Annotated in this window: 24 protein-coding genes and 1 pseudogene; 10 read left to right on the forward strand and 15 right to left on the reverse strand. The window is 62.3% G+C overall.

The window, feature by feature from the left end:
* Positions 1 to 89 precede the first annotated feature (89 nt).
* The 3 genes from ACTHNZ_RS07060 to ACTHNZ_RS07070 are packed head-to-tail and all read right to left on the reverse strand — an operon-like array spanning position 90 to position 2,503.
* On the reverse strand, positions 90 to 1,046 hold the full coding sequence (locus ACTHNZ_RS07060) for a flavin reductase (RefSeq protein ID WP_440541786.1): 957 nt from the start codon (positions 1,044 to 1,046) through the stop codon (positions 90 to 92).
* Positions 1,039 to 1,926, reverse strand: coding sequence for an alpha/beta fold hydrolase (locus tag ACTHNZ_RS07065; protein ID WP_440541787.1), 888 nt, complete (start codon positions 1,924 to 1,926; stop codon positions 1,039 to 1,041). Before ACTHNZ_RS07065 ends, ACTHNZ_RS07060 begins: the two co-directional genes overlap by 8 nt.
* Positions 1,916 to 2,503, reverse strand: a complete 588-nt coding sequence (locus ACTHNZ_RS07070) for an amino acid synthesis family protein (RefSeq protein WP_440541788.1) — start codon at positions 2,501 to 2,503, stop codon at positions 1,916 to 1,918. Before ACTHNZ_RS07070 ends, ACTHNZ_RS07065 begins: the two co-directional genes overlap by 11 nt.
* 287 nt (positions 2,504 to 2,790) lie before the next feature.
* Between ACTHNZ_RS07070 and ACTHNZ_RS07075 the strand changes: the two genes are divergently transcribed.
* Complete coding sequence (locus ACTHNZ_RS07075) at positions 2,791 to 3,459, forward strand: GntR family transcriptional regulator (RefSeq protein ID WP_440541789.1); 669 nt, start codon at positions 2,791 to 2,793, stop codon at positions 3,457 to 3,459.
* On the opposite strand, the gene ACTHNZ_RS07080 is transcribed toward ACTHNZ_RS07075, so the two are convergent.
* Complete coding sequence (locus tag ACTHNZ_RS07080) at positions 3,456 to 3,908, reverse strand: hypothetical protein (RefSeq protein WP_440541790.1); 453 nt, start codon at positions 3,906 to 3,908, stop codon at positions 3,456 to 3,458. The two genes, ACTHNZ_RS07075 and ACTHNZ_RS07080, sit on opposite strands and share 4 nt — an antisense overlap.
* Positions 3,909 to 4,167: 259 nt before the next feature.
* Complete coding sequence (locus tag ACTHNZ_RS07085) at positions 4,168 to 5,016, reverse strand: IclR family transcriptional regulator domain-containing protein (protein WP_440541791.1); 849 nt, start codon at positions 5,014 to 5,016, stop codon at positions 4,168 to 4,170.
* A 221-nt stretch (positions 5,017 to 5,237) separates the two neighbouring features.
* On the opposite strand from ACTHNZ_RS07085, the gene pcaF reads away from it, so the two are divergent.
* On the forward strand, positions 5,238 to 6,440 hold the full coding sequence (gene pcaF, locus ACTHNZ_RS07090; RefSeq protein ID WP_440541792.1) for a 3-oxoadipyl-CoA thiolase: 1,203 nt from the start codon (positions 5,238 to 5,240) through the stop codon (positions 6,438 to 6,440).
* Positions 6,441 to 6,473: 33 nt separating this feature from the next.
* Here the strand turns inward: pcaF and ACTHNZ_RS07095 are convergent, their stop codons facing one another.
* Both ACTHNZ_RS07095 and ACTHNZ_RS07100 read right to left on the reverse strand, forming a co-directional pair.
* Positions 6,474 to 7,730: an MFS transporter gene (locus ACTHNZ_RS07095; RefSeq protein ID WP_440541793.1), complete on the reverse strand. Its 1,257-nt coding sequence runs from the start codon at positions 7,728 to 7,730 to the stop codon at positions 6,474 to 6,476.
* Positions 7,731 to 7,870: 140 nt separating this feature from the next.
* Complete coding sequence (locus tag ACTHNZ_RS07100) at positions 7,871 to 8,779, reverse strand: LysR family transcriptional regulator (RefSeq protein ID WP_440541794.1); 909 nt, start codon at positions 8,777 to 8,779, stop codon at positions 7,871 to 7,873.
* 270 nt (positions 8,780 to 9,049) lie between these two features.
* Here ACTHNZ_RS07100 and ACTHNZ_RS07105 point away from each other — a divergent pair, with 270 nt between their 5' ends.
* Positions 9,050 to 10,444: a KamA family radical SAM protein gene (locus ACTHNZ_RS07105; protein ID WP_440541810.1), complete on the forward strand. Its 1,395-nt coding sequence runs from the start codon at positions 9,050 to 9,052 to the stop codon at positions 10,442 to 10,444.
* A gap of 10 nt (positions 10,445 to 10,454) precedes the next feature.
* On the opposite strand, the gene ACTHNZ_RS07110 is transcribed toward ACTHNZ_RS07105, so the two are convergent.
* Entirely contained in the window at positions 10,455 to 11,045 is a 591-nt protein-coding gene (locus tag ACTHNZ_RS07110) for a dimethylsulfonioproprionate lyase family protein (RefSeq protein ID WP_440541795.1), read from the reverse strand.
* Between the two features lie 228 nt (positions 11,046 to 11,273).
* Here ACTHNZ_RS07110 and ACTHNZ_RS07115 point away from each other — a divergent pair, with 228 nt between their 5' ends.
* Both ACTHNZ_RS07115 and ACTHNZ_RS07120 read left to right on the forward strand, forming a co-directional pair.
* The gene (locus ACTHNZ_RS07115; RefSeq protein WP_440541796.1) at positions 11,274 to 12,566 is read left to right on the forward strand and encodes a DUF3422 family protein; all 1,293 of its coding nucleotides are present in this window, start codon (positions 11,274 to 11,276) and stop codon (positions 12,564 to 12,566) included.
* Positions 12,567 to 12,769: 203 nt separating this feature from the next.
* Positions 12,770 to 14,656 (forward strand): methyl-accepting chemotaxis protein, encoded by a 1,887-nt coding sequence (locus ACTHNZ_RS07120; RefSeq protein WP_440541797.1) that lies wholly within the window; start codon positions 12,770 to 12,772, stop codon positions 14,654 to 14,656.
* A 186-nt stretch (positions 14,657 to 14,842) separates the two neighbouring features.
* On the opposite strand, the gene ACTHNZ_RS07125 is transcribed toward ACTHNZ_RS07120, so the two are convergent.
* Positions 14,843 to 15,472 (reverse strand): TetR/AcrR family transcriptional regulator, encoded by a 630-nt coding sequence (locus ACTHNZ_RS07125; RefSeq protein WP_440541798.1) that lies wholly within the window; start codon positions 15,470 to 15,472, stop codon positions 14,843 to 14,845.
* A gap of 133 nt (positions 15,473 to 15,605) precedes the next feature.
* Here ACTHNZ_RS07125 and ACTHNZ_RS07130 point away from each other — a divergent pair, with 133 nt between their 5' ends.
* The 4 genes and pseudogenes from ACTHNZ_RS07130 to ACTHNZ_RS07145 all read left to right on the forward strand — a co-directional run bounded on the left by ACTHNZ_RS07130 (position 15,606) and on the right by ACTHNZ_RS07145 (position 18,011).
* Positions 15,606 to 15,746 (forward strand): hypothetical protein, encoded by a 141-nt coding sequence (locus ACTHNZ_RS07130; protein WP_440541799.1) that lies wholly within the window; start codon positions 15,606 to 15,608, stop codon positions 15,744 to 15,746.
* Between the two features lie 155 nt (positions 15,747 to 15,901).
* Complete coding sequence (locus ACTHNZ_RS07135) at positions 15,902 to 16,690, forward strand: SDR family NAD(P)-dependent oxidoreductase (protein ID WP_440541800.1); 789 nt, start codon at positions 15,902 to 15,904, stop codon at positions 16,688 to 16,690.
* A pseudogene (locus ACTHNZ_RS07140) lies at positions 16,617 to 16,811 on the forward strand (oxidoreductase); the annotation flags it as partial. The gene ACTHNZ_RS07135 and the pseudogene ACTHNZ_RS07140, both read left to right, overlap by 74 nt.
* A gap of 198 nt (positions 16,812 to 17,009) precedes the next feature.
* Positions 17,010 to 18,011 carry an NADP-dependent oxidoreductase gene (locus ACTHNZ_RS07145; protein WP_440541811.1) on the forward strand — a complete coding sequence of 334 codons (1,002 nt, stop codon included), beginning with the start codon at positions 17,010 to 17,012 and terminating at the stop codon, positions 18,009 to 18,011.
* Positions 18,012 to 18,118: 107 nt separating this feature from the next.
* Here ACTHNZ_RS07145 and ACTHNZ_RS07150 read toward each other — a convergent pair whose 3' ends face one another.
* The 4 genes from ACTHNZ_RS07150 to ACTHNZ_RS07165 all read right to left on the reverse strand — a co-directional run bounded on the left by ACTHNZ_RS07150 (position 18,119) and on the right by ACTHNZ_RS07165 (position 22,586).
* Entirely contained in the window at positions 18,119 to 19,699 is a 1,581-nt protein-coding gene (locus ACTHNZ_RS07150) for a methyl-accepting chemotaxis protein (protein WP_440541801.1), read from the reverse strand.
* A gap of 173 nt (positions 19,700 to 19,872) precedes the next feature.
* Positions 19,873 to 21,036, reverse strand: coding sequence for an MFS transporter (locus ACTHNZ_RS07155; RefSeq protein WP_440541802.1), 1,164 nt, complete (start codon positions 21,034 to 21,036; stop codon positions 19,873 to 19,875).
* Between the two features lie 2 nt (positions 21,037 to 21,038).
* Positions 21,039 to 21,821 (reverse strand): DeoR/GlpR family DNA-binding transcription regulator, encoded by a 783-nt coding sequence (locus ACTHNZ_RS07160; protein WP_440541803.1) that lies wholly within the window; start codon positions 21,819 to 21,821, stop codon positions 21,039 to 21,041.
* A 75-nt stretch (positions 21,822 to 21,896) separates the two neighbouring features.
* The gene (locus ACTHNZ_RS07165; protein WP_440541812.1) at positions 21,897 to 22,586 is read right to left on the reverse strand and encodes a Crp/Fnr family transcriptional regulator; all 690 of its coding nucleotides are present in this window, start codon (positions 22,584 to 22,586) and stop codon (positions 21,897 to 21,899) included.
* Between the two features lie 252 nt (positions 22,587 to 22,838).
* On the opposite strand from ACTHNZ_RS07165, the gene ACTHNZ_RS07170 reads away from it, so the two are divergent.
* Positions 22,839 to 23,378: an Mpo1 family 2-hydroxy fatty acid dioxygenase gene (locus ACTHNZ_RS07170; protein ID WP_440541804.1), complete on the forward strand. Its 540-nt coding sequence runs from the start codon at positions 22,839 to 22,841 to the stop codon at positions 23,376 to 23,378.
* A 132-nt stretch (positions 23,379 to 23,510) separates the two neighbouring features.
* Here ACTHNZ_RS07170 and ACTHNZ_RS07175 read toward each other — a convergent pair whose 3' ends face one another.
* Together ACTHNZ_RS07175 and ACTHNZ_RS07180 are read right to left on the reverse strand one after the other, a co-directional pair.
* Complete coding sequence (locus tag ACTHNZ_RS07175; protein WP_440541813.1) at positions 23,511 to 24,650, reverse strand: porin; 1,140 nt, start codon at positions 24,648 to 24,650, stop codon at positions 23,511 to 23,513.
* Between the two features lie 102 nt (positions 24,651 to 24,752).
* Positions 24,753 to 25,058 (reverse strand): hypothetical protein (locus ACTHNZ_RS07180; protein ID WP_440541805.1); only part of this gene is annotated, 306 nt, incomplete at its 5' end.

The following is a 25,058-nucleotide window of genomic DNA, read 5'->3' on the forward strand; positions in this document are numbered from 1 at the left end:
GATGGTTCATCTCCTATCGCAACCGCGCAGTGGGCTTAGTTCGCAGTGGGCTTACGTACCGCGGAACGCCGTTCGCCGCGCGTGGGTGTTCAGTGAGCCGGCGCGAGCGGTTGCACCGTGCCGGTCTCCGTATCGCCTACATAGATGCCGAATGCATCCTCGCTGCGCTCGCGCACGTAGCGCTGAAGCATCGAGCGCACGGCGTCGTCGGGAATCGCGTCCCACGGTATCTGCGGCAACGGGACGATTCGGATCGGGCCGCCCGACTGCGGCGAGATGTCGTTCTTCACGCGCCCGCGGTAGTAAATCTGCACGCCCGGCGCGGGGCCGCTGCCCGCTTCGAAAACCGCGAAAAGAAAGTCCAGATGCACTTTGAGCCCCAGCTTGCTAAGCACACCGAGCAAACTCGCGGCGTCGCTTTCCGGTTCGAGCCTCGCACCCGTCGGCAACTGCAACCCGTGAGCGGTTTCGAGCAGCACGAGGCCGTCGCGATGCTCGAGGATCGCGCCGACGTGCGCGCGAGGCCCCGCCGCGGCCAATGCATCGAGCGACAGGCTGAAGTTCACGTAAGCGCCGCGGCAATAGCCGAGCGGCGACGACGCCGTATGAATGAAGTCTAGGACGCGACCGATCAAAATGATGTGGTCGCCCGCATCGACGACTTCATGCGTCGCGCAATCGAAGCTTGCGGCGGCGCCGTCCATCACCGGCGCGCCCGTGACGCGCTTGTGCCAGGCCACTTGCGAGAACTTGTCCGCGGCCTTCGAGGCGAAAACGCCCGACACTGCCTTCTGGTCTTCGGCGAGAACGCTGATCGCGAAATGATTCGTCTGCGAAAACACCGCGTAGCTCGATGCCGTCTTCGCGATGCAAACGAGGATCAACGGCGGATCGAGCGAAACCGACGTAAACGAATTCGCCGTGAAGCCGCGCGGCGAACCGTCGGGCTGGATCGTCGTCACGACCGTCACGCCCGTCACGAACGCGCCGAGTGCGCGGCGAAATTCGGCGGTATCGATCGTGCGTTCTTGAATCGTCTCAGTCATGGTGGCATCCTCCGGCGTCGCCATCTCGGTCGCCCACCGTGCTCACGGTCGACGCGCTCCGCAAAAATTCGAGCAACCGGTCGTTCACTTGCGCCGGGTTGGTCAGGTTCATCATGTGGCGCTCGTTGGCGATGATGTCTGCGCGGCCGTGCGGCGCGGCAGCCGCCATCGCCAGCGACATCGCCGGATTCGAGTTCGCATCGCATTCGCCCGTCAGGAACAACGCAGGCACCGCGAGGCGCGATAACCGGCCGACATGGGCATCGTCGGAGCGAGCGAACAATCGATAGGTGCGTGCATAGCCGACGGGATCGACGGTCGACAGCAGTTCGCGCACGGCCTCGGCCGCCTTCGTCAAATGACCGGGGACGGGATCGCCGAACCAGCGTTCGAGCGTCGCATCGATGCCGGCCGCGGCCGGTGCATCGTTCAACGTGGCGGCGCGGTTCATGACCGCTTCGCGCTGGCCGGGCGTGCGCTCGTACACCGCGTTCAATGCGACGACGCTGCGGGTCCGGCCAGGGCGCGTCAATGCGAATTCCAGCGCGATCAGCGCGCCCATCGAATGACCGACGACGTGCGCGCGCTCGATCCGCAACGCATCGAGCAGGCGTTCCAGTTGCGAGGCGTATTCGTCGAGCGTCGGCGCGGCCGACGGCAGCGCGCTGCCGCCATGACCGAGCATGTCATAGGCGACGACGCGATAGTGCGCGGTCAATGCGCCGATCTGTGGCGACCAGACGCTGTGGTTCATGCCGACGCCGTGGATCAGCACTACCGTCTCGCGTGCGTCGCCCGCCTGCGGCGCGTAGACGCTATAGCGCGTGCCGGCGGCATCGCCGCTCGTCGCGTCGCGGCCCAGCGAGCGCTCAGGCTTCATTGGACTCGAGCTCCTTCAAGTCCTGATAGCGATCGCCGATGCGGTGATGCGGCCGCCCGCCGATCGATGCGCCGAGCGCGACCACGAGCTCGTCGGGCGCGGGGGCATCGACGATCGAGAACTGCACCGTCAAATAGTGCGAACGCATTCCTTCGTCGTGCTTGTGCATCAGCGGGATCGAGATCGGGCAGTTGGGGCCGCCGCGCACGTTCGTGAACGCCAGATAGCTCTTGGCGCCCACCGCCTGCCGATAGTGATTGCCGAAGCGCAGCGTATGGATCAGCGCGGAAGCGTGCTCGAGTTCGCCCGACGTGCCGACGATCGCGGCCTTGCCATAGCCTTCGACGGCCTCGCCCGAACCCGCGACGCGCAGAATCTCGCCCGTCAGCAATTCGCCCAATTGGGGCGCCAGGCCGTGAATCTCGGGCTTCAAGTCCTCGACGAAGTCACGCCCCGCCCACGGATTGCGAAGCACGGCAGCGGCCGCGAACAGCTTCAGAGGACGGGGGGCGGCCTTACCGCCTTCGATGAACGTGTCCTCGAGATACGTGACCAGTTTGCGCACTTCCAGCTTCATAACAGTTCTCCTGACCCGGCGCAGCGCCGCGGATGCCATCGGTTGAGATTATGGTATACCAGCTTATGGCGCACAAAGAGGCGGAGATATTATGGAATACCATGATAGAGTGAACGCCTCGCCTGGCATGCTTCTGGCGTTTGCGGTGCGGGCCGTGGCTCCGGGAAACGGCCCCATCGCCGGCAACGCATGGCGGGCGGGCCGAGATCGTCGATAATACGGAATGCCAACATGCCGCCCGATGGGCCGGCACAGGCGAACAACGGCTCGCCCACCCTTCTTACGCCATGTCAGACCTCAAAATAGACCGAACGGCCAAGACGCTCAGAGAACTCACGCTCGATAAACTCCGCGGTGCGATCGTGCAAGGCTATTTCAAGCCGGGTGCGCGCCTGGTCGAGCGAACGCTGTGCGACGAACTAGGGGTAAGCCGCACCGTCGTGCGAGAAGTGTTGCGGCATTTGGAAACGGAAGGTCTGGTTGAGATCGTCGCGCGCCAGGGGCCGATCGTCGCGCGGCTGGACCCGAGCCAGGTCGGTGAGATATACGAGTTGCGCAGTTTGCTCGAAGCGCACGCGGCGCAAGCGTGCGCCGAACGGGCGACGCCGGAGTTGATCGCGCGGTTGCGCGCGATCCGCAGAGAGATAGAAGGCGCGTTTGCGGAGGGCGACGTGCCGCGCGTGCTCGAGCATACCGAAGCGTTCTACGATGCGATGTTCAATGGCGCGGGCAAAGTGGTCTCGCTGAGCGTCGTGAAATCGCTGAACGCACGGATCAATCGGCTGCGCGCGATGACGATCGCCACGCCGGGCCGCAGCGAGGAGTCGAATCGAGAAATGAATGCGCTGCTCGATGCAATCGAGCGCGGCGACGGGGAGACGGCGGCCGCGGCATCGCGGGCACATATCAAACGCACTTCGGAGCTCGCGCTGCGCGTGCTCGCCGAACAGCGCTAGTGCGATCGTGCGTCCCGCAATCGTTGTTCGTGCACTCGCTCCTCCCTCAACCGCGCCTCGTGCACTCGCTCGTCGTGCACCCGCTCATCGCGAATTCGTTCTTCGTGGATTCGTTCATCTCGCAGTTGCTGCGCCTGTAATCGCTCGGCGCGCAGCCGCTGCTCTCGCAATCTTTTGTCTCGCAATGCCTGTTCGGAGCGCCGCTGCCGCGCGTCGGACCATGCTTTTTCTTGCACGGAGTCCTTGCACGGCACCTGCTGCTGGGTAACCGCTGGAAGTCCTTGCACGGCCCGATTGCAATCGATGGCATCGCTGCCGCTCATGGAAATCTGCGGCTGCTCCGAAGGCCCGATGACGGTGGCTGCCGACGCAGGAAGTGGCGTCAATGCATAGGCAGCAACGAGTGCCAATATGGATACCGTCTTGCCGCTAAAAGTTTGGAAATGCATTTTTACCTTGCTCGCACTATGTGGCGATGCGTGTAGCGATGGGGCCTGCCGAATGATTAGCAATGAAATGCTCGGTCAAAGTAATCGTCTCGCGTGCCGCAAGGTGGTCAACCGGCGCAAAAGTGCATCGATACGCGAAGCCATCGCGTACACGCACTTGATAAGGCATTCGAAGCATTGGGACCAACGTGCGCCCTTGAGGCGCAAACGCCAGTGGGCGACGTTTGGGATCGGTCCTTTCGAGTGGGCCCCTCTGCTCTCAAACAGCCAGCAACGCCAACTCCTGAGCCCCCTCGCGCAACACCGGCAGGATGCGGCTCTCCATTTCCGCAATCGATAGGCGAGCCGCCTGCACGCCGACGTTGAGCGCGGCGATCGCTCTTCCCTCGGTGCCGTAGATCGGCACCGCGATCGACCGAAGCCCGATCTCCAGTTCCTGGTCGACGAGCGCATATCCATTCGCCCGCACGGACGCGAGCGTATCGCGCAAACCGTCCCGCGAGACGATCGTGCGCGGCGTGTATTGAATGAATTTCGCACGATCGAAATACGCATCGAGCACTTCGGCGCTGCAATGCGCGAGCAGCACGCGGCCCATCGACGTGCAGAAAGCCGGGAGCCGGGTGCCGACGTGAATGTCGATCGACATGATGCGCGATATCGGCGCTCGCGCGATGTAGAGAATCTCGTCGCCGTCGAGAATCGCAACCGACGCCGATTCGTTGAGCGTGCTGCTGATATGACGCAACACGGGCTGTGCTGCATTCGCGAGCGGAGTCCCCGCGAGATACGCATGGCCGAGTTTCAACACGCGCGGCCGCAGCGAAAACAGCCGGTTCTCGTCCTCGGCGACGAACCCGAGCTTGGCCAACGTATAGAGGCAACGCCGGACGGCGGCGCGCGGAATGTCCGTCCGCTGGCTGATTTGAGAAGTCGTCAATACGCGTCGCTCTTGCGAGAAGGCTTGCAGCACCGCCAACCCTCGCTCGAGCGACGTCATGAAGTTCGGATCGCCGGCCGAGGCAGCCTCCGGTGCTTGGTCGTTTTCCTGTTCGACGCGCGCTGCCGGCATGTGCTCTTGCGCTTCCGCTTCCGCTTCCGCTTTCATTGCCGCTTCCGGTGCGCGACGATCGCTCGTTCTTGCCATTTTTTCCTCTGAGGATTACCCAAGGTGTCCATGCATCGTTGTTCGATGATCGCACAGTATTCTGTTAATCGCACTTGACGGTCAAGTTGGGCGTCTCCAAGATTGAGCAATCGAACGCCATCGCTTGCTCGCGTGGCGGCACACCGTCAAACCCGTATTCACGCTCACAGCAAGGATTCTCGATGGAAAACGCCTTCATTTGCGATGCGATCAGGACACCTATCGGACGTTACGGCGGCGCACTGGCAGTCGTCCGCACCGATGACCTCGGCGCAATTCCGATCAAGGCGTTGATGGAACGCAACGCCAACGTGGATTGGAGCGCAATCGACGACGTCATCTACGGTTGCGCCAACCAGGCCGGCGAAGACAATCGCAACGTCGCACGGATGGCGTCGCTGCTCGCCGGTTTGCCGGTCGACGTACCCGGCAGCACGGTCAATCGCTTGTGCGGCTCGGGGCTCGATGCGTTGGGCATCGCGGCGCGCGCCATCAAGAGCGGTGAAACCGCCCTCATGATCGCGGGCGGGGTGGAAAGCATGAGCCGCGCGCCGTTCGTCATGGGGAAGGCAGAAAGCGCGTTCAGCAGAGCGGCCAAAATCGAAGACACGACGATCGGCTGGCGCTTCGTCAATCCGGCGATGCGCGCGATGTACGGAGTCGATTCGATGCCGGAAACGGCGGAAAACGTAGCGGCCGAATTCGGCATCGATCGTGCGGACCAGGACGCCTTTGCCCTGCGCAGTCAGCAACGGACGGCGGCGGCGCAAGAGAGCGGCCGGTTCGATGACGAGATCGTCCCCGTCACGATCGCGCAGAAGAAAGGCGATCCGCTGGTGGTCACGAAGGACGAACACCCACGCGCGACGACGCTAGAGGCGCTCGCCAAGCTAAAAGGCGTGGTCCGCCCCGACGGCACGGTCACGGCCGGCAACGCATCGGGCGTCAACGACGGCGCCTGCGCGCTGTTGCTGGCGAACGAACGGGCCGCATCGCAATACGGCTTGCGGCCGCGTGCGCGCGTCGTCGCAATGGCGACGGCCGGCGTGGCGCCGCGCATCATGGGCGTGGGCCCGATCGACGCTGTGCGCAAGGTGTTGAAGGTAGCGGGATTGAAGCTCGATCAAATGGCCGTCATCGAGCTGAACGAAGCGTTTGCGGCGCAGGCGCTCGCCGTGACGCGCGCACTCGATCTGGCCGCCGACGACGAGCGAATCAATCCGAATGGCGGCGCCATCGCACTGGGGCACCCGCTCGGCGCATCCGGTGCGCGTCTCGCGACGACGGCTACCTATGAACTCGCGCGCAAAGGCGGACGATATGCGCTCTGCACGATGTGCATCGGCGTGGGACAAGGAATCGCCGTCATTCTCGAACGCATCTAACGGCGTGCGGCGGCCTTTGCATTCGGGCCGTCGTCACTGAAACAACGCCGACGTATCGACGTCGGCCATCTTGTCCAGTTCGTCGCGGCGCGTATCGAAGGCTCGGCGTATCGTCACGCCCTGCATGACCCATACGGCGAGCGAGATCGCCGAGAGGCTTCCGAGCACAATGAATGCCGTCGAGAATCCGAACCTGTTGGCGAGCCATCCGCCCAACAACGGGCTCAGGCTGCCGCCGGCCGCTTGTATGCCCTTCACCGCCCCTTGACCGAGATTGACCCGACCGCTGCCGTGCAAGAGATGCACGACGAGTGCCGGCACCGCGACACTCAGCAGGCCCGATCCGAGACCGTCGAATATCTGCACGGGCACGATGCCCCACGGCGTCGTGAGCCATGCCGCGGCCACGCCCCTCAGCGGCAACGTCAACAGCGTCGCGAAGATGACCCACCAGAAGCCCCAGCGGCGAATGATGCGATAGGCGTAGACAGCCGCAATCAACATCACCACCTGAGAAATGACGATGTTCGCTGCCGTGATTTGACTTGCCGCCCCATGGTGACGCGCCGAGACTGCAAGGCTGTAGAGCGGCAACATGGCGGAATTGCCGAGATCGAAGGCCGCCAGTGCGATGGCGAGCAGCAGCAGCGGACGGTTGTGCAGCAAGACGCGCACGCGCTCCGCCCGCACTTGCGATCGATCTTTCTCGTCCTCGTGCGCAAGGCCGCGAGCATAGTGCCGGTGGACGGCGCGCGCGGGAATCAGCAGCACCGAGGCGATGCACGCGACACCGAATATCGCGCTCAGCACGAAGACATAGGAAATGCCGAACCACCATCCGGCCGCTCCCGATAACGCCGCTGCTGCAATGTTCCCGGCATGGTTGGCTACTTGGATGCGCCCGTATTGCCGGTCGAAGTTTCGTCGCCCCGTGATGCCGAGCGTCAATCCCATGAGGGCGGTGCCCATGGTCGAGCCCGCGACGGCCGTCGCGATTTGCGAGGACATGATCGGCCAATAGTCCTGGGACAGCCAAATCACAACCGCCGCGACGATCGTAAGGGCACTGGCGCAGACGACGACCAAACGCCGATGGTAGATGGCATCGACGAGCGCACCCGCGGGCGCCGTCACGAGCATGCCGACGATCGCCCCCACCGTCAGAATGGTGCCGATCGAATCGGCGTGCCACCCGTGTGCCTGCAGATAAATGCCGAGGAACGGCCCTGCGCCCGCCTGCACATCGGCTGCGAAGAAACTGACCGCCAGTAGTGATGTCGTCGGCTTCACACGAACGCGTTGCTTGTTTTCCCGATCATTCGCGAGCGCGCCCGATGGACTGCGATCAGCCGAATGTCCGCGGACTCATTGCACAGGCGATCGACGCGCGCACCAGTGCTGAGCATCCCTCGTGCCCGCCGGCTCGCACCCTATGCACCGCCGCGTTCGACGTACCGGCTCGCCGCGGATAGCAGCCATGCCTCGAACGCCCGCAACCATGGCGAATTCTGCTTATGTTCGGGATACACGAGGTAGTAGCCCTTCTCGCTCTGTAAAAGCAGATCGCAAGGACACACGAGCTCGCCGGTGGCCAACTCGTGCGAAACGAGGAATCGAGGCACGAGGGCAACGCCCAAGCCGGCACGCGCCGCTTCGACGAGCATCGAAAAAAGCTCGTAGCGCTGACCTTTCATGCCGTCCGCATCGTGCACGCCCGCCTGCATGAGCCATTGCCGCCATGCATCGGGCCGCGCCGACTGGTGCAGCAACGTGAAATTCTGGACCTCATGGGGTTCCACGCTCGCGCGGCCCTTCATCAGCTGCGGGCTGCACACCGCCGTCATCTCTTCGCCAAATAAATGCTTGGCGATCGCACCGGGCCAAATCGGATCGCCGAAGTGAATCGCGGCGTCGAACTGCGTGTCGGTAAACAGGAACGGCTCCGCACGCGTCGCCAGATTGATGGTGATGTGCTCATGCGCGCCGTAGAACTGAGGAAGACGCGGAATCAACCAGCGCGTAGCGAATGTGGGAATGACCGCGAGTTCGAGTACGCCACCCGCATCCTGATGGGCCATCGCCGCCAGCGTGTCGCGCTCCATCCTCTCGAGATTGAGCCGAACCTGCTTCGCATAGAGCTGGCCGACCTCCGTAAGACTGAGCCGCTTCTTGACCCGATTGAAGAGCGCGACGCCCAGGTACTCCTCGAGGATCGCGACCTGCCGTCCAACGGCGCTTTGCGTGAGCGCGAGTTCATCCGCGCTGCGGGTGAAGCTGAGGTGCCGGGCCGCTGCCTCGAATGCGATAAGGGCCTCGATACTCGGAATCTTTCGTCTCACGGATCCTTCCTCGAACGCACAACGTCGCGAGTTTATATCGTTTGCTCACGGCGAACCATATCGCAACAATGTCTTCCATATCGCGGTAGATCGCTCCAGTCGCATCGCTTGTCGGCCGCTTCCATTTCCGCCGGCGGCGGCTTCGGCTCGCCTGTTTGATGGGCCGATGCGGCAGCCTCGACCGCTCGATGACGATGAATTCTTTTGTATCGATTTCATTCGTACTCCTTATTTTTAGGCAAACGTCATCTTTAAAATTGGAGGAGCATGATGTCCAACGAAGCGCTTCCCGTAAAGTTCAAGCCCTATACGCGCCAAACGATCAACCAGGCCCCGCAATGGCAGTTGCTCTCCAATGAGTTGCGCGAAGCCGTGCAAGTCGTCTCTCGCGTCTTGCCGTTCCGCACGAATCAATACGTCATGGAAGAACTGATCGATTGGACCGATATCCCGAACGATCCGATCTATCGCCTGACGTTTCCGCATCGGGACATGCTTGCCCCGGCCGAGTATTCGCATCTGAAAGATCTCGTGCTCGAAAAGAAGGACGAGGCCGCCATCGAAGCAGCCGTGCGGGCGATCCGCATGCGGATGAATCCTCATCCCGCCGGCCAGCTGACGCACAACGTCCCCTTTCTCGATGGGCGACCCGTCAGCGGTCTACAGCACAAATACAAGGAAACCGTGCTGTTCTTCCCGAGCGCCGGACAGACCTGTCATGCTTATTGCACGTTCTGCTTCCGTTGGCCGCAATTCGTCGGCATGGACGATCTCAAGTTCGATGCGAAGGAATCGAATGAGCTGGTTGCCTATCTGAAGCAGCACCCCGAAGTGACCGACGTCTTGATCACGGGCGGAGATCCGCTGATCATGAACACGCGCTCGCTCGCGGGATACATCGAACCGCTGCTGGCACCCGAGCTCGCTTATATCCAGAACATCCGCATCGGCACCAAATCGGTCTCGTACTGGCCGCAGCGCTTCGTGACGGACAAGGATTCGGATGACCTCATGCGCCTGTTCGAAAAAGTCGTCGCCGCAGGCAAGAACCTCGCGATCATGGGCCACTACAATCACCCGGCGGAATTGCGGCCCGCCATCGCGCAACGCGCGGTCAAGCGTATCGTCTCCTCCGGCGCGACGCTGCGCATGCAGGCGCCGCTGATTCGCCACATCAACGAAGATCCGAAGGGCTGGGCGGAACTCTGGACGACGGGCGTGCGGCTCGGCGCCATCCCGTACTACATGTTCGTCGAGCGCGATACCGGGCCCAGCCACTATTTTCAATTGCCGCTCGCGAAAGCCTATGAGATTTTTCAGGCCGCTTACCAAACGGTATCGGGACTCGCGCGGACGGTCCGCGGCCCATCGATGAGCGCATTCCCCGGCAAGGTCGTCATCGACGGGATCGTCGATATCGGCGGCGAGAAGGTGTTCGCGCTTCAGTTCCTGCAGGCACGGAACCCCGATTGGGTGCGTAGGCCGTTCTACGCCAGGTTCGATCCGACAGCGACCTGGCTCCATGAGCTCAAGCCCGCGTTCGGTGCGAAAAAGTTTTTCTTCGAGGAAGACAGCGTCGCGGACATCGCCATTGCGCGCCATTCCGGTCGGCACGTTTCCGGCACGTCGACGGCACCCGCGCTCGCCATCGCCTCCAACGGATGACCGCCGTTTTTCATATCTTTAAGCACCACAACGCCAGAAGCGCATTTTCGTCGGAGCGCACTGCGTGAACCGCGCCTGGAGCGTTATGAATGCCGGCGCCGATTCCCGGCGAAAGCCACGGCCCTCGGTCCTTGCGGAATTGGCCCGGCGTCATCAGCACGTACGCTTCCTCGGGTGGATGGCTGTGATCGGGATAGCGGACATCGGGCTTCATCACCGTAAAACCCAACTGAAGATCCTGCCGCTCCTCGATGCCGCCCGGGCCGCAAATCATGCCGTTCGCGTGGCCTTCGAGGAAATTTTCGCTCGCGTTCGCGGCGGTCATCCGTCTCGACCAGCCGATGAACGGTTCGAGCGCTTTGATGCTTCTTGCGATTCGACCATATGCATCGTCGGCATTCAGATACGGCTGCAGCGTCTCGTCGAGCCAGTCGCACGCGGGGAAGCGCTCGCGCTTTTCGAAGCGGAATCGGCTCTCTCGCTCGAGGAGGGTGAATATTTCGGTGGCCAACGCACGAGCCTCCCGCGTTATCGACTCGGCCGCGAAGAGGATACGCGCCGCGTCGATAAACGCTTGTATCTCTTTGGGACGTGATGGCATTCGGATCCTCCGGCACTACATGCTTGCGTCATTCGGCCCGCCGCCTTGCGGCGTCACCGGGACATGATACCGTCGAACATAACGGCCGCTTATGCTGCGTGCGCCGGTAACTTGGCGTTTTTCGGCACAACCGCGTGCCCACGCGTTCAATGACGGCTATGTCGATCCCGTGCTGCCAACTGCCATATTGGCACGCTACACTGTCACGCCCGGTCATCGATACAACCCATGTTCTCGTCGCTCAACCATCCGCTCAGAGATCCGCTCTCGAAAGAACTGCACGCCCGCCCGTTTCTCCGGATCGACGGGCCCGCGTCATTGAGCCATCTCGCCGTTTATTCCGAGCGCGACGAAGACATCCACGACCGCCTGCTCGCCAGCTTGGCCAGCGCCATGGGGCTTCCCGCGCCGACGCCGCAGCACAATCACTACACAGCGAAAAAGGGCGATTGGCAAATCAAGTGGGAAAAACATACGGAATTCTCCACGTTCACGTTCGTTCGGAGCGGGGCACAGGATAAATTGTTCAGCGGCTCGGCCATGAGGGATCTTCCCGATTCGTGGCTCGCCTTGCTCCGAGAAAGCGTCTTAGTGGCCGTACATGCCGAACTGCGTTGCGGCGAGGATGCGGCGCAAATCCGCAAGCAGGCTCACGCGCTGCTGCCGGGACCCGTGCTCGTCGGCACCAAAGTGCTCACGGGCGGCGAAGTCTACTGCGACTGGCTCGTGCACGACGATCACTTCTCGCGATTTCTCATACTCGACCTCGGATTCCGCGAGGCGCAAGCCGGCCGTCTCATTCAGCGCCTGTTCGAGATCGAGACATACCGCATGATGGCGCTGCTCGCCCTCCCCGACGCGCGGCGTCACAGTCAGTTCCTAGGCAAGCTCGATGGGGCGCTTTCCGTTTTCATGCGGCGGATGGAACAACCGGGCGACGATTGCGACGACGCCTATCTGCTGCGCGAACTCACGCGCCTCGCGGGCCAGATTCAGGCAAACGCGGGCCTCGAAACGCGCTTCAGCGCATCGGCAGCTTACGAAAAGCTCGTCCTCGCCCGCATTGCCGAGCTTCGGGAAGAGCGAATCGAGGGCTTTCCGACCATTGCCGAATTCATGCAGCGCCGCCTTCTGCCCGCCATGCAAACCTGTAGTTCGGTCTGGGCTCGCCATCAGCAATCGGCGACGCGCGTCGCGCGCGCCGTCGATTTGCTGCGGACACGCGTCAATCTCGCGCAGGAAGAACATACGACGGCGCTGCTCGAGGGCATGAACCGCACGGCAAGAACCCAGCTGCGGATGCAGCATGCCGTCGAAGGCTTATCGGTGGCGGCCATCTCCTACTACGTTCTCAATCTTTCCGGCGCGGCGCTGCGTGCGCTTCACGCTGCCCATCTGTCGCTCGACCCGGACATCCTGGAAGGGTTTTTGATCCTCCCCGTGGTGGCCGCGGTCGTTCTGTTCACCGGCCGCATTCGCCGGCTCGGTCATGACGATCCACGTCAAGCCGCACCTAAATAACCGGGGCGAGAGCGTATTTATCGCTCAAGTACGATTGATTCATTAAAAGCCCCTTCTCGGGTGGGTTAACCCTCGCCCACCCCTTCCCGCGCTCAACTATCGGCCAGGATTTGCCGACAACCCAGTCAGTACTTCTTTCTGGGCGCCGAGCGTGTCCTACGCTCGCCCGCCAGTGATTTCCCTGAAACCTGAGTCTTCGACAAATGAAGTTCCCATCTTCGATTGCATTCAAGATCAGCGCGGTATCGAGCGCCGCACTAGCGATCACGGTAGTGATGTTGACCACCGTGGGCGCGGTAAATGTGCGGCAGCAAGCAGTCGATGCATTCGAAAGTTCGAGTAGTGCCAAGATCAGCCAAGCCGACGAATCGCTCGACGGCACGTTCCGTGAATTCGAGGACAATCTCAACTACATCACGGGGCTCCCGCAAATTCAGGCGGCGGACGACACGCTCACGAACTATTTCACGCACGGTGAAATGACCGCGGATGGTCATGGCCCGGTCGAGACCGCGATCTTCAACACGTTCAAGCAATTCGGCGACAGCCATCCCAGCCTGCGCTACCTCGACGTGGGCACGAAAGCGGGCGGCTACGTGCAGTGGCCGATCGAAAGCTTCCCCAGCGGCCACTACGACCCGCGCGTGAGGCCCTGGTACCAGCTCGCGATGGCGACGCCCGGCAAGGTCGTCAGGCCCGCACCCTACCTCAATGCGGCGAGCGAGGGTGGCGTGTGCATCTCGTTCTCGAAGACGTTGACGAACGCCCAGGGCGAGGTCATCGGCGCAGTCGAGGCGGACATCACGCTCGATGCGTTCGCCAAGGCCATGAGCAGCATCCACTTCGGCAAAACCGGGTACGTCATGGTGGCGGACGGCAGCGGCAAGATCTTGATCGATCCGCGCGACAAAACACACGGGTTCAAGGAACTCAAGAGCCTCGGCGGCGGTTATCGGCAACTGGCCGAAGCAGCGGACGGTCTGGCCACGGTGGACATGGACGGCACCCACTATCGCGCGTATGTCTATACGTCGCCGCATAACGGCTGGAAGTACTACGCACTCGTACCCAATGCGGAAATGATGGCCGGCGCCAATCGCTTGACATTCATGTTGATCGGCAGCGGTCTCCTCGTGCTGGCCATCGTGCTAGCCATCACCATCGCGCTGGGCCGTCGCATGACGTCGCCGTTGCGCCACCTTGCCAGTTCCATGCGCGAGATCGCGGTCGGCGACGGCGACATGACTCGACGCCTGCCGCAGGACAGCCACGACGAAGTCGGGCTGCTTGCGACGCAGTTCAACGCCTTCGTCGAGAAGTTGCACGGCGTGTTGGTCAAGGTGATGGCAAGCAGCCGCGAGTTCGAGGTCGCCGCCGGCGAGGTTTCCATGGGCAACGGCGATTTGTCCGCGCGCACGGAACAGCAGGCCGCGTCGATCCAGCAAACGGCGGCGACGATGGAACAGCTTGCGAGCACGGTGCGCGAGACGGCCTCGCAGGCAAGCAATGTGAACAACGTCGCGGCCGGTGCGGTGCAAGTCGCGCGCCGGGGCAACGAAGCCGTTTCGACCGCGGCTCAAACGATGAGCACGGCGGTCGAACAATCGGGGAAGATCGAGGGCATCGTCGCGATAATCGAAGGCATCGCGTTCCAGACGAACATTCTCGCGTTGAATGCCGCGGTCGAATCGGCCCGTGCCGGTGAAAGCGGCCGAGGCTTCGCCGTCGTCGCTTCCGAAGTGCGCAACCTCGCACAGCGTTCGACCACTGCGGCGAAGGAAATCAAGGTTCTGCTGGATGCATCGGTGGAAAACGTCAGAGCGGGCGCGCAACAGGTGAATCTGGCCGGGCGCACCATCGCGGAACTGACTGACGCGATCGGCAACGTGGCCACGATTACGGCCGAAATATCGGCCTCGGCGCACGATCAGAGCCGCTCGATCGACGAAATCAATCAAGCCGTCTCGCTGATGGATCAATCGACGCAGCAGAACGCAGCGCTCGTGGAAGAGATCGCCGCCGCATCGCAATCGTTGAAGACGCAAGGGCGCGAGCTGCATACCACCGTGAGCTTCTTCAAGCTAGGTTGACGAACGAGCGAACGAGGCGCAGCAGCTGCTCGGGGTTCGCGTCATGGTGACGAAAAAGCGTGTGCGGCGCGCGGCCAACGCCGATGGGTCGCCGCGCGTGGCCGCTTCTCGCTCGGAACGTTAAAAGCCGACATGCGCGTCTCGAAAATGCAAAACCGTCCAGTACGGGGCTATCGGTGCCCCATGTCACGTTTGCTTAGCGGATCTGTCGTTACCATGATCGTGCGCCGGTTCGCGTGCTGTCGCCGACGGCCCCAGTGTCGCGAGAATCTTGTCGCGGCATACCGTCAGGATTTCGTCGGCCAGTTGAGAATCATCCGGGCACGCGCGCGACAACACCATCGCGCCAACCGCATGCGCCATGATGTCGAGGCAGTCGGCTCGCATCCCCGCCAAGTCTGCGCCGTCTGACGAATCACGTTCTTGGATTAACGCCGCCAGCAGTTTTTCGATTCCGTCCGCGAATATGGCCCGGACCGCTTCGGGTTGACGCGCGGCATCCCCGCCCAGCGCGGCCATCGTGCAGCCGGTTGCGCGCGAGTCGCGGTGTTCGCGCGCGAGATACAGTCGCACGAATTCCGATGCGTCTACCCCGGCCGACAGCGCAACGGTCTGCGCCATGCCGCAGGCTGCCGATTCCGCCATCAGATCGGCTTTCGAGCGGAAGTGCTTGTAGAAGCCCCCGTGGGTGAACCCCGCCGCACCCATCAGATCAGCTACGCCGACCCCATCAAAACCGCGCTCCCTGAACAGCGTCGACGCTGTTTCAACAACGTGGGCCCGGTTGGCTTGGGCCTGTGCCTTGGTGACTTTCACTTTTCCTCTCCGTGCGGCGCGTTCCTGTCGGATGGCCTGACTATACATTGATGTCGGTCGTCATCAAAGCCTTGACACGTCAGATTATGATCGTCATCATTAAGCCAATTCCACCACCAGACACCGGAACACCATGTCAGAGAAAACGCTTTTCGAGCCGTACGCCCTCGGTGGCCTGAAGCTCACCCATCGCGTCGTCATGGCGCCGCTGACCCGCCCCTTCGTGCGTTCGGCCGTCCGTTTATCAGCAACCCGGACCTGGTCGAACGCCTGAAGCACAGCGCACCCCAACGCAACGCGACCCGGCGACGCTCTATGGCGGCGGGGCGGTGGGGCGGTGGGCTACATCGATTACCCGACGATTTCCGGCTATGGCTCGTGCCCTTGATTGAGCCTCCGCCAGAAGAACCCTTGCAAAGGAAAGTACCCATGACCACGCTTCCGACAGTCCTTATCACCGGCGCCTCCAGCGGCATCGGTGCCACCTACGCCGAGCGCTTCGCTCAGCGTGGCCATGATCTCGTCCTAGTCGCCCGTGACAAGGCGCGACTCGATGCGTTGGCAGCGCGCCTGCGTGAGGAAAGCGGTGTGGCCGTCGAAGTGCTGCAGTCCGACCTGACCCGGTCCACCGATCTGTCCGCGCTCGAGGCTCGTCTGCGCGACGACGATCGAATAGGAATTCTGATTAACAATGCCGGCGTGGCCGAGTCGGGCGGCTTCCTGCAGCAAACCCCTGAAAGCATCGAACGCCTGATCACGCTCAACACGACGGCGCTGACGCGGCTTGCAGCAGCGGTCGCTCCACGCTTTGTGCAGTCCGGTAACGGCTCCATCGTCAACATTGGCTCGGTGGTGGGTTTCGCACCCGAGTTCGGCATGTCGGTCTACGGCGCGACCAAGGCATTCGTCCTGTTCCTGTCGCAGGGCCTGAATCTCGAGTTGTCGTCCAAGGGCGTTTACGTGCAGGCCGTCCTGCCGGCGGCGACGCGCACGGAGATTTGGGAGCGCGTCGGGGTCGACGTGAACACGCTGCCCGAGGTGATGGAAGTGGGCGAGTTGGTCGATGCGGCACTGATCGGGTTCGACCGTCGCGAACTGGTCACGATCCCGCCGCTGCACGTAGCCGGGCGGTGGGACGCGCTGGATGGCGCTCGCCAGGAACTGCTGTCGGACATTCGACAAGCACACGCGGCCGAGCGTTATCAGTTGCGCGCCTGACTATTCATTGCAGCAAACGGCGGAACGACGGATACGACGCTTCGGGCGCAGCGCGGCCATTTGCAGGAAGGCTGGGTTCAGTGGCGTAGAAATCCATGGAGCACGTGGTTATCTGGTCAGCCAATTCTGGACTTTTCGCGATCTGCTCGGCTTCTCGCTTGGCGGCTTCGTGGCGCAGGATGCGTCGCTCAAGGCGCCGGGCCTGGTGCGCAAGCCTTCGTACCCACGGCACTGGAGTTTCTATCGCAATGAATACTTTGTGGACCTGTGGCGTATGAAGTCTCTCGCGAATACAACGCATCATCGGAGCAAGCGCAACATGAAGGCGCTCACATTCAAACGCTATGGCAAATCACCCGAGATCGGGTTCGCCGAAATGCCGCGCCCCACGCTCAAGCCCGACGAACTGCTGGTTGAGGTGCACGCCGCGGGGGTGAACCCGATCGACAACATGATTACGACGGGAATGTTCAAACCCGTCTTGAAGGTCCAACTGCCCGCGACCATGGGCAGCGATCTGGCCGGCATCGTGATCGATGTTGGCAGCCGCGTCACTCGCTTCAAGAAAGGCGACGCCATCTTTGCAAGTCTGTTCGACCTTGGAAGAGGATCTATCGCCGAATTTGCCGTGGTACCGGAGAGCGCTGCAGCCCCGAAACCGGTTAATCTGGACTTCGTGCAGGCCGCCTCGGTTCCAATGGTCGGGCTCACTTCATGGCAAGCACTGAAGGAGCGGGCCAATCTCCAGCCGGGTCAGAAGGTGTTCATTCCCGCAGGGTCCGGCGGTATTGGAACATTGGCGATCCAACTGGCCAAACATTTTGGCGCCAAGGTGGGAACCAATACCAGCACGGGTAATATCCCGTTGGTGAAAGGCCTGAGCGCGGACGAAGTAATCGACTACAAGAAGCAAGCGTTCGAGAAAGTGCTGCGCGATTACGATGTGGTGCTTGGCACGATTAGGGGTGACGCGGTTGAAAAATCGGTAGGAATCTTGAAGCCGGGAGGGAAGATCGTCTCTCTTATCGGGCCGCTGGACGCAGCGTTCGCCCGTGCTCGCGGGCTGAACTTCGCCCTGAAGTTTGTATTCGGCCTGATGAGCCGCAAGATCATGCGTCTTGCGAGGAAGCGGGATGTCACCTACTCATTTCTCTTCGTACGCCCCGACGGTGCTCAACTCGCCGAGATCGGCAAACTACTCGAATCCGAACGTATCCATCCTGTGATCGACAAAGTCTTTCCGTTCGAACAAGCAAAGGAAGCGCTTGAGTACCTTGCGCAAGGACGCGCGAAGGGTAAAGTCGTGGTCAAGATCAAGTAAGGTACCCAAGGGTCGAGTGTTGCGACCTGCGACGCTCTAACAATTGGTAGTATTCAGACGCAGCGATCGTGGCCAGCGGCCGCAACGTCAGCAGGGGCTCGTATCGATCAGGAAAGCTGCGTCGCCCGGCTCTCGTTCTCGAACTTGAAGCGTGCCGCCGCACGCTGCAGCGTCAGCGCTTGCTCATTGAGCGAGTGTGCGGCGGCCGCGGCCTCTTCGACGAGTGCGGCGTTCTGCTGAGTCATCCCGTCCATTTGGGTCACGGCAAGATTCACCTGGTCGAGACCCGCGCTTTGCTCGGCCGCCGCCGAAGCAATCTCCTGCACGACTGCGGTGACGCGCGCGATCGCATCGCGCGCGTCTTCGATCGTCGCCCCGGTATTTTCGACTAGCGTAGCCCCGCTGCCGATGCGGTTTACCGAGCGGCTGATCAGATCGCGGATTTCCTTCGCAGCCCCTCCGCTGCGCTGGGCGAGCGCACGCACTTCGCCGGCGACGACCGCGAAGCCCCTGCCCTGTTCTCCGGCACGTGCCGCCTCCACCGCCGCGTTGAGCGCGAGGATGTTGGTCTGAAACGCGATGCCTTCGATCGTGGCGATGATCTCTACCATGCGCCCCGATTCCTTCGAGATGCCGTTCATCGCCGACACCGCTTCGGCGATCATCTCCCCGCCGCGATTCGCGACTGCCGCCGCGCCGGCCGCGATGTCGCTGGCCGTGCGCGCGTGGTCAGCCGTCTGACGCACCATCGCCGTCATCTGTTCCATGCTCGATGCCGTCTGCTGAAGCGAGGCCGCCTGACTCTCGGTACGCGACGACAGATCCGCGTTGCCGTTCGCGATTTCGTTCGCCCCGGTCGCGACGTTATCGGCCGCATGCTTGATTTGGCCGATCACACCGGTCAGCGCTTCGCGCATCCGCTGCATCACGACCAGCAGGCTCGACGTGTCGCCTTCGCGCGTGCGAATCGTAATCGTGAGATCCCCCGCGGCGATCGCTTCCGCAACGTTCGCCGCGTAGGCCGGGTCGCCGCCGATCGTACGCAGCAAACTGCGATTCGTGATGACGACGAGCATGATCAGCAGCACGGATAGCGTGATGAAGATTGCGCCCAACTGCCACACCGAGCGCATGAACGCTGCATCGATATCGTCGACGTAGGCGCCCGTTGCGATGATCCAGTCCCACGGCTCATAGCGCAGGACGTAGCCGATCTTGCCCACCGCCTGGGCCGCCGTCGCGCCCGGATGCGGAAACACGTAGTCGACGAATCCGCCCTCCGGATTGCGCGCCACCGAGGCGAACGTCACGTAGTGGTGACGGCCGTCGGCATCGGTGGTACCGGCCAGATCCTTACCGTCGAGCGCCGGCTTGATCGGATGCATCACCATCTGCGGCTTGGAGTTGATGACGAGGAAATAGCCGTCTTCCCCGTATCGCACTTTGCTGAGACGGTCGAGCGCCTGCTTCTGGGCATCCGCCTCGGACAGGGCGCCGCTCTGCGCCAACGACGCATAGTCCTTCACGATGCTGAGCCCGACTTGAGCGACGTTGGTGAGATCGTGCTTGCGCTCGGTGATGCGCGTCTCGCGCGCCTGCCAAGCCGCCGACACCGAGACGACGAGCAGCGCGCCAAGGCTGATGACGAGCGGTAGCCATAGCTTTTGCGAAAAGCTGAGTTTGAACATGATGTTGGACGCCGCGGAAGTACTTCGATTCGTGCGATGAAAACACGGGGGTCACCGCGCTTTTCGGCGCTACGTCACCCCTTATCCGCGTTAACGGCCGTAAACGCTTTCCATTGATTTAAAGTTGCCTAGGGGAAACCTGCATTCGAACGCAGGTGCGGGAACCGCTACCCCTATCGGCTTGCGGTCACCAGACGAGCACAACACGGGACCAGAAAGAAGAGCGCGGCCAACAGCCAAAACGCGCCCGGCAAACCGACCTTGTTCGCCACGAAGCCGATCCCCGCAGGGCCGGCCAGGTTTCCCGCATAACCGGTCGTCGTGATCGCCGCCACTGCCAGCGCGGACGGCATCGCACGCTGAGTGCCGGCACGGCGAAACAGCACCGGCACGACGTTGGATGCACCGAAGCCGATCAACAAAAACCCGAGCATCGCCATGGCGGCGATCGGCGCCGTCAGCAGCACGACGAAGCCCGCCGTCGCGACCAATCCACCGCAAAACATGACGGATCGGTCGCCGAAACGCGCGGTCACCGCGTCGCCCCCCAATCGCCCCGCGGTCATCGCGATCGAGAACAGCATATAGCCGAGCCCGCCCTGGGCGGCAGCGACGAGCCCTTGGCGCGTGATCAACAGCGCACTCCAATCGAGCAATGCACCTTCGACGAGAAACGTGATCGCCGCGAGCGCGGCGAGTACGAGCACGACGCCGCGCGGCGCGACGAACAGCGGACCATCATGAGCCTGAGCCGTTTGCATGAGGCGCGGCCGCGCAATCGCCATGGCACCCAGCATGAGCGCCGCGCAGAGCAACGTGCTGACGCGGGCCCCCACATGCACCGAAAGCAGAAACGTCATCAGCGTGGAGCCGAGAAATCCGCCGACGCTGAACAGCGCGTGAAACCCCGACATCAACGGCCGAGCTTCCGCCCGCTCGACCTCCACGCCGTGGATATTCATGGCGACGTCGAGCGAGCCGAGCGACGCGCCGAACGCGAGCAACGCGAGAGCCAATGTCAGCGGCGTGCCGATGACAGCCAGCACTGGCAGGGTGACGGCGAGCACGATGCCTGCGGCGACGATGATGGGCTTGCTGCCGTATCGGGCGCTGAGCGCGCCGGTGATCACCATGGCGATCACCGATCCGAGGCCGATGCAGAGCAGCAGCATGCCGAGCACGGCATCATCGACTCCGAGCCGCTGCTTCGCGAACGGCACGAGCGGTGCCCAGCATGCGACGCCGAAGCCGGCGACGAGGAACGCAAGACGTGTAGCAAGCCGAGCGGCCGGCAGATCCGAAGCCGTTTCAGGGGGAATGGCGGATACGCGTTCCATGGTCATAGGCTCGCTGATGGGTCGGCTCTGACGATCGAGGGCCCCGCTTTCGATAAAGCGGCGTGCTCGGCACGGGGCAAATCGTGCTCGACGACCACATACTCGATGGCCTTCATCGTCGCGACGCGATGCGGCCCACGAGCGTCGAATTTGTCGTTGGTGGCCAGCACTATGCTGTGCGCGCTGGCCTCGACGACCGCGCGCTTGAAGGTGGCGTCGGCAAGACCAAATGCACTGATGCCGCTCTTCGGCGAAATCGCGCACGCACCGACGAAGCAGCGATCGACATTCAATCTCGCGACGCTCTGCAAAGCGGCTGCATCGACGCATCCGCCTACCGCTGGGTCGACCGCCCCGCCGATCATGATCAACGGCAAATCGGCTCGACGAAGCACGGCGGCCGCGATGTCGACGGCATTCGTTGCCACGGTGAGTTCCCGGTCCTCCGGCAATAGGTCGACCAGCGCGAGGTTCGTGCTGCCGCTATCGAGGAACAGGAGTTCGCCTCGTTGAATCAGGGGGATGGCGGCGCGAGCCAGCGCCGCCTTTTGGGCGCGCGCTTCGTCCATGCGGGCGGCCATGGGGGCAGATGCCGGCGTAATCGGCAACGCACCGCCGTAGACTCTGCGGCAACGGCCTTGCGCCGCCAAGGCACGCAAGTCGCGGCGAATGGCGTCTTCGGATACGTTGAATTCGACGGCGAGCACGGCCGCCACGACAGACTGGCCTTGCGCGAGCCGATCGGCGATTTCGTCGCGCCGGGCGAGGGGGAGATCTTCGTTCATGCACGCATGTTATCGTGCATGAACAAGAAAGTAAACGTGCATAAACGTGCATTTCAGTGCGTGCGACGAAGCCGTCTACCGACCCGCTCGTGCGCCCTGAAGTGCCAGTCGCTCCGGATCGACGATCTCGATTTCGCCATAGCGCAACGCCAATAGTCCCTCGCGCTCGAATTGACGAAGAATCTGGTTCACGGTTTGGCGCGACAGAGCCAGCATCAGCGCGAGGTCTTCCTGGGGCGTATTGATTGCCCGGGGCCTGCCTGCCGTACCGCTGAGGCCCGCCGCTTCGCCATATTCGTCGGCCAGCAACAATAGACGCCGTGCCACGCGCGCGGGTGCAGGCAGCAGCGCGGCCTCTTCGATGGCTTCGAACGCGAGGCGAAGCTTATGCGTCATAAGCAGCCCGAAGACTTGCCAGTAGGCAGGCTCAGCATGGAGCAGCGCATCGAGCGCCGCGCCGGGTACGTGGAAAAGACTGCAATCGCGCACCGCGTAAGCGTCGTGCGTGCGCGCGCCACGATCGAACAGTGCGATTTCGCCGAACCAGTGTCCGACGCTGATCACCGCGAGCAGCGTCTCGCGCCCGTCCGCGCAAACGGCGCCCAAACGCATGGCGCCTTCCAGCACACAGTAGAGACCATCGTAGGCATCTCCGCGCATGAAGAGGAACTCGCCGGCATTCAGTGCATCTACGCGGCCGTGCTTGCGCAATGCCTCGCGCAACGGTGCGGGCACGCTCTGGTACCAGGCGCTCCGTTCGAGCATCGCGTGCGCGGCGGCGTTTTCGAGCGGTTTATGCCGCGAAGCCGCGTGGCTCGAGGGGCGAGAGGTCATGGGCGCGTCGTATTCCGTATCGGGCCGATCGAGCGATGCATGGCCGCGGGGTCACGGCTTGGAAGCCGAACATAGAAAAAATGGGCAAACCTGGCCACATTCCGAGCGAATTGTCGGCTACCCGAATTTTTGCGGCCCCTTGGTTCCGCGATCATAGCGTTTTCGCCTGACTGCGGGGCATCCATGCGAAGCTTGACGGAACAACTGACGAAGTACGCTGCCTACCATCGGGATCGACGCAATATCGGAACGCATTTCATCGGCATTCCACTGATTGTGCTGGCACTCGCGGTGTTGCTCTCGCGGCCGGTGATCGTCACGGCCGGGACGCTGCCGATCTCGCCTGCTTGGCTTTTGTTCGGCGGCGCGACGCTCTACTACCTGGTGTTGGATGTACCGCTCGGTTTGACGATGGCGGTCGTGAGTGCCACCTGCGTCGCGGGCGGCGCATGGCTCGAGCGGTACGGCACGGTGGCCACGCTCGGTATCGGCGCGGGCCTATTCGTCGTGGGCTGGATTTTCCAGTTCGTCGGGCACAGCGCGTGGGAGCATCGCAAGCCGGCTTTCTTCGACGATGTCATGGGACTGCTGATCGGGCCGCTGTTCGTGCTCGCCGAAGCGCTGTTCGCGCTCGGGTGGCGTCCGTCGTTGCAAGCGGCTATTGAAGCCCAGGCGGGCCCCACGCGGATCAATCCGCCGCGCGAGCGCGCGGCGGGGGAGTGAAGCGCTCAGAGGGCGCCCAGCCGCACCCCGCCAGACGACAAACCGCGCAGTCACGCCATCACGGCATGAGTGCGCGGCTCCCTTCTTTACTCGACGACTCGCGGCTTCGACAGCCGCTCGCCCGTCATGACGTCAGAACTTGTGACGGATCGCGACGCGCGTGACGAGCTGATTGCGGTTCGACGATACGTCGGCCGCGCCCGGAACATAAGCTACGTCGAGCACAGTGCCCGTCTTGTCGCCCCCGACGTGTTGGTACCCGCCTTGAACATAGACGTCCGTGCGCTTCGACAAGTTGTAGTCCGCCATCAAGCCCACCGAGTGATAGACCGGGCTCACCTTGCCCGTCGTGGCATTGAAGTTGGCGCGCGTGTACGTGTACATCGCACCAACGAACAGCGCCGGCGAAATCTGATACTTGCCGTTCAACTCGAAGTTCTGGAACCGCAGGTTCGACAGCGTCCCGGCGGCAGGCGTGATCGCGCCGGCATATACGGTGCTCGTCGGCTGCGTGATGTAGCTGTTGGTGTAGGCAAAGCCGACCGTCGCCGGGCCGAAGCTGTAGTTCACCCCCGCGCCGAACACACGCAGCAGCGCCGCCGAGAAATTCGAGTCTCCCGTGCTGCTGATCGCACCACCCGTCGTCGCGCCCGGCTTGTTGGCCTGCAAGTAAGCCGCTGCCACCAGCAGCCCGCCGTTTGCGTATTGCGCACCCAAGCTGTATTGACGGTTGTTGGCGAAATTCGTGTCGTTGCTGAAGCTATAGGTACCGCCGAACTGGAAGCCGGCGAAGCTCGGGCTCGCGTACTTCACCGTGTTGTTGACGCGGAACGAGTTATCCGTGTTGTCGTTGTCGTACGGGTGCGAGAACAGATAGCCCGCCCAGTTGCCGTTCGCCGTCGTCTGCGCGAGATAGTCGACCAGGCTATCGTACTGGCGGCCCAGCGTGACCGTGCCGAACTTGTCGCTGGCGAGGCCCACGTAGGCCTGGCGGCCGAACATGCGCGTGCCTTGACCGAGCGCGCCGTTGTTCACGTTGAAGCCGTTCTCGAGCTGAAACACCGCTTTCAAGCCGCCGCCCAAATCCTCGGTGCCCTTCAGCCCCCAACGGCTACCCTGCGCGTAGCCGGATTGGAGTTCATAGACTTTATTGCCGCGCACATTGTTCGTGAAGTCGAAACCTTCATCGACTACACCGTAAAGCGTGACGGTATTCTGCGCGAATGCGGGCGCCGCAAGCGTAACCGCCAATGCCGGCAACAGAAGCTTCATCTTTTTCATATGACTAATTCCCAAAACGGAGTATTTAATTTTTGAACGGCATCGATTTGCCCGCCGCTGTGGAGCGTGAATGGCGTTGGCGGCTGGCGCTCCTCATCTTCCTCTTCTTCTCCGGCTTGCATCCGCCGGAGCTACTGCTTGGCTCCATTCCTCGTCGCCACGCTCGGCATCAACAGAATGGATGCGCAAAAATAAACCATCGAGCCGCGATCCATTATCCTTAGGAACCCTAATTGTATTTTTCTTGACACGCCCCAAACCAGCAAAAATGACGTGCATGTAGACGATGGGCGTTGACACTGTCTTGCCTAAAAGCGTCATTCTCTGTAGAAAACCGACATCCAATATCGCGATATCGTCACACTCTATCGAGAATACGTCGTTCAATATCTCAAAACC

It is taken from the genome of Trinickia sp. (assembly GCF_051953955.1).
Classification (GTDB): Bacteria; Pseudomonadota; Gammaproteobacteria; order Burkholderiales; family Burkholderiaceae; genus Trinickia.